At 73.8% G+C, this 13,028-nt stretch carries 1 protein-coding gene (only partly in view); it reads left to right on the top strand.

All coding sequences use genetic code 11. The features are described 5' to 3' along the window. Positions 1-13,028, top strand: partial view of a type I polyketide synthase gene (locus tag QFW96_RS22235; RefSeq protein ID WP_281457689.1) — the final stretch only. It extends 14,284 nt beyond the left edge of the window; only the last 13,028 of its 27,312 coding nucleotides appear in the window; the start codon falls outside the window, past its left edge; it ends in the stop codon at positions 13,026-13,028.

Here is a 13,028-nt window from a genome sequence, read left to right as displayed (position 1 = left end):
TCGGCATGGCCTGCCGCTACCCCGGGGGCGTGAGCTCACCGGAAGACCTGTGGCGGCTGGTCTCCGACGGCGTCGACGCCATCTCCGGGTTCCCCACCGACCGCGGCTGGGAAGGTCTCCTGCACGACCCGGACCCGGACCGGGCCGGCAGCACCTACTCGGTGCAGGGCGGGTTCCTGCACGACGCGGCGGAGTTCGACCCCGGTTTCTTCGGCATCAGCCCGCGCGAGGCGCTGTCGATGGACCCGCAGCAGCGGCTGCTGCTGGAGACCGCGTGGGAGGCCATCGAGCGCGCGGGCATCGACCCGCACCGGCTGCGCCGCAGCCTCACCGGCGCGTTCATCGGCGCCAGCTACCAGGACTACTCGGCCGGGCGCGGCGGCGCGTCCCCGGACGAGGGCCACATGATCACCGGCGCGCTCTCCAGCGTCCTGTCCGGCCGGATCAGCTACCTGTTCGGGCTGGAGGGCCCGGCGGTCACGCTCGACACCGCGTGCTCGTCGTCGCTGATGGCGCTGCACCTGGCCTGCCAGTCGCTGCGCGGCGGCGAGAGCTCGCTGGCCCTGGCCGGTGGTGTGAGCATCATGTCGACCCCGGGCGCGTTCGTCGGCTTCAGCAGGCAGCGCGCGCTGGCCGTCGACGGCCGCTGCAAGGCCTACTCCGAGGACGCCGACGGCATGACCCTGGCCGAGGGCGTGGGCCTGGTGCTGCTGGAGCGGCTCTCCGACGCGAAGCGCAACGGTCACCCGGTGCTGGCGGTGGTGCGCGGCAGCGCCGTCAACCAGGACGGCGAGTCCAACGGGCTCACCGCCCCCAACGGTCTCGCGCAGCAGCGCGTCATCCGCCAGGCCCTGGCCAACGCCCGCCTGGAGGCGTCCGATGTGGACGCCGTGGAGGGGCACGGGACCGGGACGGCGCTGGGCGACCCGATCGAGGCCGACGCGCTGCTCGCCACCTACGGCCGGGACCGGCAGCGTCCGCTGCTGCTCGGGTCGATCAAGTCCAACATCGGCCACACCCAGATGGCTTCGGGCGTGGCCGGCGTCATCAAGGTGGTGGAGGCGCTGCAGCGCGGCGTGCTGCCCCGGACGCTGCACGTCGAGCAGCCGTCGACGAAGGTCGACTGGGTTCCCGGCGCCATCGAGCTCCTCGCCGAGGAGACCGCGTGGCCCGAGGTGGACCGCCCGCGCCGGGCGGCGGTGTCGTCGTTCGGCCTGTCCGGTACCAACGCCCACGCCATCCTGGAGCAGGCCCCGGAGACGCCTGCAGCCGACGACGAGCCGGTCGGCGGGCCCGTACCGGTGCTGGTCTCGGCACGTGCCGACGGGGCGCTGCGAGCGCAGGCCGCGCGCCTGCTCGCGCTGCTCGACGAGCGTCCCGACCTGCACCTGACGGATCTCGCGGCGGGGCTGGCCACGGGGCGCTCGACGTTCGAGCACCGCGCCGCGGTGATCGCGGCCGGCCGCGACGAGGCGGTGGCCGGGCTGACCGCGCTGCGCGACGACCTCCCCGACCCGGGCCTGGTGCGCGGAATCGCGACGCGCGGCCGCACGGCGTTGATGTTCTCCGGCCAGGGCTCGCAGCGCCTGGGCATGGGGCGCGAGCTCTACGAGCGGTTCCCGGTGTTCGCCGACGCCTTCGACGAGGTGTGCGCGCACCTCGACGGCGAACTGCCGATCCCGCTGCGCGAGGTCGTGTGGGGCGACGACGCGGACCTGCTCGACCGCACCGGGTTTGCCCAGCCCGCGCTGTTCGCGATCGAGGTGTCCCTGTTCCGGCTGGTGGAGTCGCTGGGCGTGACGCCGGACCAGCTGGTCGGCCACTCGGTCGGTGAGATCGCCGCGGCGCACGTGGCGGGTGTGCTGTCGTTGGAGGACGCGTGCCGGATGGTGTCGGCGCGTGCTTCGCTGATGCAGGCGCTGCCGGAGGGCGGCGCGATGGTGGCTGTGCAGGCCGGTGAGGCCGAGGTGGCCCCGCATCTGACCGGGGGCGTGTCGATCGCGGCGGTCAACGGCCCGGACGCGGTGGTCATCGCGGGTGTCGAGGCCGAGGTGCTGGAGCTGGCGCAGCGCTGGAAGTCCAAGCGGCTCAGGGTGTCCCACGCGTTCCACTCGCCGCTGATGGATCCGGTGCTGGACGATTTCCGGGCCGTCGTGGAGGGTTTGGAGTTCCACGAGCCGCAGATCCCGCTGGTGGTCTCCGGCGATGTGACCTCTCCGGAGCACTGGGTGCGGCACGTGCGGGAGACCGTGCGCTTCGCCGACAACGTGGCGCAGCTGGCCGAACGCGACGTGCGCGCGGCGCTGGAGATCGGCCCCGACGGCACGTTGTGCGCGCTCGCCCAGGAGATCCTCGGCGACGACGCGGTGCTGGCGCCGTCGCTGCGGGCCGACCGCGACGACGTTCCCGCGCTGCTCGGCTCGCTGGCCCGCGTGCACGTGCGCGGCACCGGCGTGAACTGGGCGGCGCTGTTCGACGGCAGCGGCGCGCGGCCCGTCGACCTGCCCACCTACCCGTTCCAGCACGAGCGCTTCTGGCCCGACACCACTCCGGCCGAGCCCGAGACCTCGGGTTCGGTGCCGCTCGACGAGCAGTTCTGGGACGCCGTCGAGCGCGAGGACTTCGCGGCCCTCGCCGAGTGGCGGCGCAGCCATCAGCTGTCCACGGTGGACTCCTGGCGCTACCGCGTCAGCTGGCGTCCCGTCACCTCCTCGGCCGCGCTCACCGGCCGCTGGCTCGTGCTCCACGCCCCCGGACAGGACGAGTCCGAGCTGGTCGACGGGCTCGGTGCCGAGGTCACGCGCCTGGAGGTCGCCGACCCGTCCGCGCTCGCGGATTCCCTGCGGGACTTGGACGTTCCGGTCGACGGGGTGCTGTCGCTGCTCGCCCTCGACGCCGACCTGCACGCGGGTCTCGCCGACACCACCACCGCCGTGCAGGCGCTGGCGGGCAGCGGCATCGACGCCCGGCTGTGGGTCGCGACCCGCAACGCGGTGTCGGTGACCGACGGCGTGCCGAACCCCGATCAGGCCGCCGTGTGGGGTCTCGGCCGGGTCGTCGCGCTGGAGCACCCCCAGCTCTGGGGCGGTCTGGTCGACCTGCCCGAGCGGCTCGACCGCAACGCGGTCCGCCGCCTGGCCGGGGTCCTCGCCGGGGGCGGTGAGGACCAGGTCGCGGTGCGGCCCTCCGGTGTCCACGGCCGCAGGCTGGTCCGGGCCGGAGCAGCCCTGGACAGCACCGGTCGCGAGTTCTCGCCCGGTACGGTGCTGGTCACCGGCGGCACCGGCGCGCTCGGCGCGCACGTCGCCCGGTGGCTGGCCGATGCCGGAGCCGAGCACCTGCTGCTGGTGGGCACGCGCGGCGCGGACGCGCCCGGTGCCGCCGCGCTCGCCGAGGAGCTGGGGGAGCGGGTCACCATCGCCGCGTGCGACGTGGCCGACCGCGACGCCCTGGCGGCGCTGCTCGCCGAGCACCGGGTCACCTCGGTGTTCCACGCGGCCGGTGCCGTCGACGACGGCCTGGTCGACTCGTTCACCCCGGAGAGCTTCACCCGCGTGCTGCGCGCCAAGGCGATCGCGGCCCGCAACCTGCACGAGCTGACCTCCGACCTCGACGCGTTCGTGCTGTTCTCCTCCACCGCGGGCGTCATCGGTGCCGCCGGTCAGGGCAACTACGCCGCCGCCAACGCGTACCTGGACGCTTTCGCCGAGATGCGCCGGGCGCGGGGACTCCCGGCCACCTCGGTCGCGTGGGGCCCGTGGGCCGGGTCGGGCATGGCCGTCGACGAAGGCGTCGAGGACCGGTTGCGGCGCGGCGGGTTCAGCCCGATGGCGCCCGAGCTGGCGATCTCCGCGCTGCGTCAGGCCGTCGAGCGCGGCGACACCGCGATCGCGGTCGCCGACATCGACTGGGCGCGGTTCCTGCCGGGCCTGACCCAGCTGCGCCCCGCGCCGCTGGTCGGCGAGCTGGCGGAGGCGCGGGCCGAGGTCGCTCCGGAGCAGCGCAGCGAGCCGCTGCGGGAGCTGGCGAGGCTGCCGGAGGCCGAGCGCCGCCGCGCGGTGCTCGACCTGCTGCTCGCCAACATCGCCGGGGTTCTCGGGCACTCCCGGGCCTCCGAGATCGACGCCGACCGCGCGTTCCGCGACCTCGGCTTCGACTCGTTGACGACTCTGGAGCTGCGCAACCAGCTGTCGGCGGCCATCGGTCTGACGTTGCCGGCCTCCCTGCTGTTCGACTACCCGACACCGGTCGACCTGGCCGAGTTCCTGCTGGCGCAGGCCGTGGGCCCAGCGGCGGTCGGGTCAGCGGAGGTCGCGCCGGTGGAGGTCGCGCGGGCCGACACCGACGAGCCGATCGCGATCGTCGGCATAGGCTGCCGCTTCCCGGGCGGCATCGGCTCGCCGGAGGAGCTGTGGCGGCTGGTCGCCGACGGTGCCGACACCGTCGGCCCGTTCCCCACCGACCGCGGCTGGGACCTCGACGCGCTCGGCGCAGGGGCGTCGGCCGCGCGGGAAGCGAGCTTCCTGCGCGACGTAGCCGATTTCGACGCCGCGTTCTTCGGCATCTCGCCGCGCGAGGCGCTGGCGATGGACCCGCAGCAGCGTCTCGTGCTCGAAACCGCTTGGGAGGCACTGGAACGCGCGGGCCTGGACCCGGCCGCGCTGCGCGGCAGCGAGACCGGTGTGTTCGTCGGCACCAACGGCCAGGACTACGAGCACGTGCTGCGGCGCTCGCTCAACGCCGACGTGCTCGGCTACCTGGCCACCGGCAACACCGCCAGCGTCATGTCCGGCCGCCTCGCCTACGCGCTAGGCCTGGAGGGCCCGGCGGTCACCGTCGACACCGCGTGCTCCTCGTCGATCGTGGCCATGCACTGGGCGAGCACCGCGCTGCGCAACGGCGAGTGCTCGCTGGCGCTGGCCGGTGGCGTGTCGGTGATGTCCAGCCCCGACTCGTTCGTCGAGTTCACCGCCCAGGACGGGCTCGCGGCCGACGGCCGCTGCAAGGCCTTCGCCGAGGCCGCCGACGGCACCGCCTGGTCCGAGGGCGTGGGCGTGCTGGTGCTGGAGCGGCTGTCCGACGCGCGCCGCAACGGCCACGAGGTGTGGGGCGTGCTGCGAGGTTCGGCGGTGAACTCCGACGGCGCCTCCAACGGCCTCACCGCGCCGAACGGCCCGTCGCAGCAACGCGTGATCCGCAGCGCGCTCGCGGACGCCGGACTGTCCACTGCGGACATCGACGCGATCGAGGCGCACGGCACCGGAACCACTCTCGGCGACCCGATCGAGGCCCAAGCGCTGCTGTCGACCTTCGCCGACCGGGACCGGCCGCTGTGGCTGGGGTCGGTGAAGTCCAACATCGGGCACGCGCAGGCGGCCGCCGGCGTCGCCGGTGTCATCAAGGTGGTGATGGCGATGCGCGAGGGCCTCCTGCCGAAGACGGCGCACGTCGACGAGCCCACCACGCACATCGACTGGGTTTCCGGTTCGCTGCGACTGCTCACCGAACCGGTCGCGTGGCCGGACGTGGGACGGCCGCGACGCGCGGGTGTCTCGGCCTTCGGCCTGTCCGGCACCAACGCCCACGTCGTCCTGGAAGCCGCTGACGAGCAGCCGGTTGCTGACGAGCAGCCGGTTCCCGTCGAGCAGCGGCGCCCGGTCGCGGTCCCGTTGCTGGTCAGCGGCAAGACCGCGGCAGCGCTCGACGCGCAGGTCGAGCGGGTCCGCGCCGCCGAGGGTGACCTGCTGGACGTCGCGTTCTCGCTGGCCACGACCCGCTCGGCCTTCGCCCACCGCGCCGCCCTGATGCCCACGGCCACGGGCCTCGTCGAGGTCACCCGGGACGCGGTCTCCCGCACCAACGGCTCCACGGCGTTCCTGTTCTCAGGCCAGGGCTCCCAGCGCCTGGGCATGGGCCGGGACCTCCACGAGCACTATCCGGTCTTCGCGGAAGCCTTCGACGAGGTCCTCTCCCACCTGGACCCCCACCTCCGGGACGTGATGTGGGGCGAGGACGAGGAATCCCTGAGCCAGACGGGCAACGCCCAACCGGCTCTGTTCGCTCTCGAAGTCGCCCTGTATCGCCTGATCGAGTTCTTCGGCGTCACCCCGGCGAAACTCGTCGGCCACTCGATCGGTGAGGTGGCCGCAGCGCATGTGTCGGGCGTGTTGTCTCTGGAGGACGCCTGCACCTTGATCTCGGTCCGCGCCCGCTTGATGCAGGCATTGCCGTCGGGTGGGGTGATGGTGTCGGTTCGGGCGAGTGAGTCCGAGGTGTTGCCGTTCCTGACGGATTACTCCGGTATTCCGGAGGCGGAAAACTCCCGTATTCGGGGATCGGATTACTCCGGTATTCGGGGACCGGATTACTCCCGTATTCCGTCACCTGGGGACGGGAGTGGTTCGGGTGGTGTGGTGTCGCTGGCGGCGGTGAACGGGCCGAACTCGGTCGTTCTGGCCGGGGACGAGGACGCGGTCCTTGAAATCGCCGAGAACTGGGAGTTCAAGCGGCTCGGGGTTTCTCATGCTTTTCACTCGGCTTTGATGGAGCCGATGTTGGGGGAGTTTCGGGAAGCGATCAGCGGGTTGGTGTTCCGCGAACCTCGGGTTCCGGTGGTTGTTTCCGGGGATGTGACCGACCCCGAGTTCTGGGTGCGGCACGTGCGGGAGACGGTGCGGTTCGCCGACAACGTGGAGCGGTGCGGGGCTTCGCGGTTCGTCGAGATCGGGCCCGATGGGCCGTTGTCCGCGTTGGTCGAGGGCAGCGTGCCCGTGCTGCGGCGAGGTCGCGATGAGCAGGAGAGCGTCGCCGCCGCGCTCGGGCGGATGTTCGTGGCCGGGATCGGCGTGGACTGGTCGGCGTTCTTCGCCGGAACCGGGGCGCGGCGGGTTCACCTGCCCACCTACGCCTTCCAGCACCAGCGCTACTGGCCGGAGACCGTGCCGGGCAGCGTCGTCGAGCGCACCGAACCGGACTGGCGCTACGCGATCGACTGGACCCCGGTCTCCGGCAGCCGCGACGCGCGCGGCCAGTGGCTCGTGCTCGTGCCCGGCGACGACCCGTGGGCGGCCAATGCGGCCGACGCGCTGGGCGTCGACGCGGTCCGCGCCGAGAACGTCAGCGCGGCGGACACCGGAGTCGAGTACGCGGGAGTCGTGTCGCTGCGCGACCAGCGGCCGATCGAGCTGCTCGACGCGCTGGCCGAGGCCGGGATCACCGCGCCGCTGTGGTGCGTGACGCGCGGTGCCGTCGCCGTCGGCGACGAACCGCTGCGCCACCCCGAGCAGGCCGACGTCTGGGGCGAAGGCCAGGTCGCAGCCCTGGAGCACCCCGAGAGCTGGGGTGGCCTGATCGACCTGCCCGAGGTCGTCGCCGACTGGTTCACCGCCTTCCCCGCCGACGAGTCCGAGATCGCGATCCGCACCGACGGCACCCGCGCCCGCCGCCTGGTGCGCGCGGGCACCGACGGCGAACCCTGGACGCCCCGGGGCACCGTCCTCGTCGTCGGCGGCACCGGCCCGATGGGTGCGCTCGTCGCCCGCTGGCTCGCCGACAACGGCGCCGAGCACCTCGTGCTCACCGGCGAGACCGAGCTGTCTGACCTGCAGGCCACGGTCGTGTCCTGCGACGCGTCCGACCGCGACGCGCTCGCCGCGCTCCTCGGCACCGTCGGCGACGACCTCACCGCCGTCGTCCACGCCGACGCACCCGAGCACGCGCTCACCGGTCTCGGCCACCTCGATGAGCTGCTGGCCGACCGCGACCTGGACGCGTTCCTGGTGCTCGGCTCCATCGCCGGCACCTGGGGCGTGCGCGGTGGCGCGCAGCAGGCCGCCCACGACGCGCGGCTGGCCGCGTTCGCGCGGCAGCGCCACGACCGAGGCCGCCCGACGCGCTTCGTCGCGTGGGGACCGTGGGCGGAGACGACGGACCCGAGCATGACCTCCCACCTGCGCCTCAGCGGCCTGCCCGCGGTGCCCGCGCAGCGCGCGCTGGCCGCGCTCGGCCGCGTCGTCGCAGGCCAGGAGCCTGCCGTTGCCGTCGCGGACGTGCACTGGGAGACGTTCGCGCCGGCATTGGCCGAGCGGGCGGTGCTGTTCTCCGGCATCCCCGAGGCCCGCGTCGACGAGCCCGCGGGCGAACCTGAGCTGCGGCGCGCACTGCTCGCCATGCCCGAGGGACGGCGCCGAAGCACCGCGCTGGCCCTCGTGCGCGAGCGCGCCGCAGCGGTGCTCGGCCACGGCGACGCGGAGGCCGTCGAGGACGACGCGCCGTTCCGCGACCTCGGTTTCGACTCGCTCACCGCCGTCGACCTGCGCAACCAGCTCGACCGCGCCACGGGGCTCTCCCTGTCGGCGACGCTGGTCTTCGACCACCCGACGCCCGTCGAGCTCGCCGAGCACCTGCTCGCCGAACTGCTCGGCGCGAGCGACGGACCGGTCCAGCAGGTCACCAGGCAGGCGACCGACGAACCGATCGCGATCGTCGGCATGAGCTGCCGCTACCCGGGCGGAGTGCGCTCTCCCGAGGACCTGTGGCAGCTGCTGGTCGACGAGGTCGACGCCGTCGGCGAGATGCCCACCGACCGCGGATGGGACCTCGGCGCGCTCTTCGACGAGGGCCGCAGCGCCACCCGCTGCGGCGGGTTCCTGCACGACGTCGCCGATTTCGACCCGGACTTCTTCGCGATCTCGCCGCGCGAGGCCCTGGTGATGGACCCGCAGCAGCGGCTCGTGCTGGAAGCGGCGTGGGAATCGCTGGAACGCGCGGGCATCGACCCGGGCCGGTTGCGCGGCACAGACACCGGCGTGTTCGTCGGCGGCGGCAGCGGCGAGTACCGGGCCCCGGCCGAGATCACCGGCATGGAGTGGCAGACCGCCCAGTCGGCGAGCCTGCTGTCCGGCCGGGTCGCCTACACCTTCGGGCTGCAGGGCCCGACGGTGTCGGTGGACACCGCCTGCTCGTCGTCGCTGGTGTCGCTGCACCTGGCGGCGCAGGCGCTGCGCTCCGGCGAGTGCTCGATGGCGCTGGCCGGTGGTGTCACCGTGATGGCCACGCCGGTCGGGTTCGTCGAGTTCAGTGCCCAGGGCGCGCTGTCGGGCGACGGCCGCTGCAAGGCCTTCTCCGACGACGCCGACGGCACCGGCTGGGCCGAGGGCGTCGGAGTCCTGGTGCTGGAACGGCTTTCGGACGCCGAGCGCAACGGGCACCAGGTCCTCGCGGTGGTGCGCGGCTCGGCCATCAACTCCGATGGCGCCTCCAACGGCCTCACCGCACCCAGCGGTCCCGCGCAGCAGCGGGTGATCCGCCAGGCGCTCGCCTCGGCCGGACTCGCACCGTCCGATGTGGACGCCGTGGAGGCGCACGGGACCGGCACCGAGCTCGGCGACCCGATCGAGGCCCAGGGCCTGCTGGCCACCTACGGGCGGGGCCGCGAGCGGCCGCTGTGGCTGGGCGCGGTGAAGTCCAACATCGGCCACACCCAGGCCGCCTCGGGCGTCGCCGGGATCATGAAGATGGTCATGGCGATGCGGCACGGCGAACTGCCGAAGACGCTGCACGCCGACACCCCGTCGTCGCACGTCGACTGGGAGTCCGGCGAGCTGCGGCTGCTCACCGAGCGAACCGCCTGGCCGGAGTCGCCGCACCCGCGCCGCGCCGGTGTCTCGTCGTTCGGCGCCAGCGGCACCAACGCGCACGTGATCATCGAGCAGTACGAGGACGACACCGAGGTCGCCGAACCGACCGTGCCCGTGTCGGAGGTGCTGGTCCCGGTGTCGGGGCGTACCCCAGCCGCGCTCCGAGACCAGGCTCGACGGCTCCTCGACCGCGTCGGCTCCGGGCACGCGCTCACCGACGTGGCGTTCTCGGCCGCGACGACGCGCGCGGCGTTCGAGCAGCGCGCCGCCGTCCTGGCCGCCGACCACGAGGAGCTGGTCGACGGGCTCACGGCCCTGGCCGAGGACCGCACCAGCCGCCGGGTGTGGCGTGGCGAAGCCGCCCGCAACCGCAAGCTCGCGTTCCTGTTCTCCGGCCAGGGCGCCCAGCGCCTCGGAATGGGACGCGGCCTCCACGAGCGGTTCCCGGTGTTCGCCCGCGCGCTGGACGAGGTGCTGGAGCACCTCGACCCGAAGCTGCGCGACGTGATGTGGGGCGACGACGCGGACCTGCTCGACCAGACCGGCTACGCCCAGCCCGCGCTGTTCGCGGTCGAGGTCGCCCTGTTCCGGCTCGTCGAATCGCTCGGCATCGAGCCCGACCACCTCGTCGGTCACTCCATCGGCGAGATCGCCGCGGCGCACGTCGCCGGGGTCCTGTCGCTGACCGACGCGGCCGCGCTGGTCAGCGCCCGCGCCTCGCTGATGCAGGCGCTGCCGGAGGGCGGCGCGATGGCCTCGGTGCAGGCCGGCGAGGAGGACGTGGCCGAGCTGCTGACCGAGGGCGTGTCGATCGCCGCGGTCAACGGGGCCTCCTCGGTCGTGCTGGCCGGCGCGGAGGACGAGGTCCTGGAGCTCGCCGGGAACTGGGAGTTCAAGCGGCTCAAGGTTTCCCACGCGTTCCACTCGCCGCTGATGGAACCGATGCTCGACGACTTCCGGGACGTCGTGCGGGGCTTGACCTTCCGCGAACCGCAGATCCCGATGGCCACCAGCGGTGACGTGACGTCGCCCGAGCACTGGGTGCGGCACGTGCGCGACACCGTGCGCTTCGCCGACAACGTCGACGCCTCCGGTGCGACGAGCTTCGTCGAGATCGGGCCCGACTCGCCGCTGTCGACGCTGGTCGGCAACAGCGTTCCGGTGCTGCGGCGGGACCGCGACGAGCAGGCCTGGTTCACCCAGGCGCTCGGTCGGCTGTTCGTGACCGGCGCGAGCCCCGACTGGTCGGCGTTCTTCGACGGCACCGGGGCGCACCGGATCGACCTGCCCACCTACGCCTTCCAGCACCAGCGCTACTGGCCCGACACCCTCCCGGCTCCGGCGACCGCCGCAAGGCCCGACACCGACGACCAGGCGTTCTGGGACGCCGTGGAGCGCCAGGACTTCCCGTCGCTGGAGAACGTCCTGCAGGTCGACGGCACCGCGCTGTCGGAGGTGCTGCCCGCGCTGCTCGACTGGCGCAAGCAGCACCAGGACCTCGCCGAGGTCGACAGCTGGCGGCACCGGATCGCCTGGCGCCCGCTCGGCGGTTCGCACACCGGCGAGCTCACCGGCACTTGGCTGGCGGTCGTCCCGCGCGAGCACGACCAGCACGTCACCGCCGCCGTCGAAGCGCTCGGCGCGAGCACCGTCGTGGTCGAGGTCGACGCACCCGACCGCGACGCCCTCGCCGGCGCACTCCGCGAGCACGGCAGCGGAATCGACGGGGTCGCCTCGTTCCTGGCGCACACCGCGCCGGGCATCGGATCGGCACCGGACGGCGTGCTGCTCACCGCCGCGCTCGTCCAGGCGCTCGGCGACGCCGGGATCACCGCACCGCTGTGGTGCGCGACCCGCCGCGGCGTGTCCACCGACCGCACCGACCACGTCGAGGACGTGACGCAGGCCGGGGTGTGGGGCCTCGGCCGGGTCGCGGCCCTGGAGCACCCGGAGCGCTGGGGCGGTCTCATCGACCTGCCCGACGAGTTCGACGACCGGGCCGCGACCCTGTTCCGCGCGGTGCTCGCCGGACTCGACGGCGAGGACCAGGTGGCCCTGCGCGCCGGAGGGGTGTTCGCCCGCAGGCTCGTGCAGGCGCCCGCGCCCGCACCGGCCGCCACTTGGGACCCCACCGGCACGGTGCTCATCACCGGCGGCACCGGCGCGCTCGGCGGCCACGTCGCCCGCTCGCTGGCCCGCGGGGGCGCCGAGCACCTGGTGCTGGCCAGCAGGCGCGGCCCCGACGCGCCCGGAGCCGACGCTCTGCGGCACGAGCTGGAGGAGATCGGCGTCGGCGTCACCGTCGCGGCCTGCGACGTCGCCGACCGGGCGGAGCTGCAGGCGCTGCTGGCCGCAGTGCCGGGCACGCTCACCGGCGTCGTGCACACCGCGGGCGTCATCGACGACGGCGTGCTGGACCGGATGACACTGGAGCGCTTCGCCGACGTCTTCCGCGCCAAGGTCGACTCGGCGCTGCTGCTCGACGAGCTGACCTCCGGCCTCGACGCGTTCGTGCTGTTCTCCTCGGCGTCCTCGGCCGTCGGCAGCCCCGGCCAGGCCAACTACGCGGCGGCGAACTCCGCGCTCGACGCCCTGGCCGAACGCCGCAGGTCCCGAGGCGCTCCGGCGACCTCGATCGCCTGGGGAGCCTGGGGCGGCGGGGGAATGGCGGGCTCCGCCGAGGCCGAGCAGAGCGCGCAGCGCGCCGGGATCAAGCCGATGGCGCCGGAACTGGCCTGCACCGCGCTGCGCCAGCTGGCCGCCGAACCGGAACCGACCGCGGTCGTCGCCGCCGTCGACACCGGCCGCTCCGGCCGACCGGCCCGCCCGAACCCGCTGCTGCGCGAGCTCATCGGCGACGACGTCACCGACAGCGCGACGCCGTCCGAACCCGCGCTGCGCGAGCAGCTCACCGGGCTCGCACCCGACCAGCGCCTCGACGCGGTGCTGGAGCTGGTGCGCACGCTCGCGGCCGCCGTCCTGGGCCAGCCCGACGTCGAGGTGGTGCGCGCCGACCGGCCGTTCCGCGACCTCGGGTTCGACTCGCTGGCGGTGGTGGAGCTGCGCAACCAGCTCGGCGCGGCCACCGGCCTGAGCCTGGCCTCGACGCTGGTGTTCGACCACCCGACCCCGGCCGACCTCGCCGAGCACGTCCTCGGCGAGCTGCTGCCCGAGGCCGGGGCCCAGGACGACGCCGGGGCCCACGACGAGGAAGCCGAGATCCGGCGGCTGCTCGGCAGGGTCCCGCTCTCGCAACTGCGGGAGATCGGCGTGCTGGAACCGCTGCTGCAGCTGATCGGTCGCGACGACGCTGAGCCCTCCCACGACGACGGCATCGACGCGATGTCCGTCGATGACCTGGTGCAAGCCGCACTCGACGGCCAGGACTGA

Origin of the sequence: Saccharopolyspora ipomoeae (genome assembly GCF_029952525.1) — a bacterium.
In the GTDB taxonomy this organism is placed as follows: domain Bacteria; phylum Actinomycetota; class Actinomycetes; order Mycobacteriales; family Pseudonocardiaceae; genus Saccharopolyspora; species Saccharopolyspora ipomoeae.
Note: the sequence above shows the minus strand (reverse complement) of the source record. Positions and strands in the feature narration are given on the sequence as shown.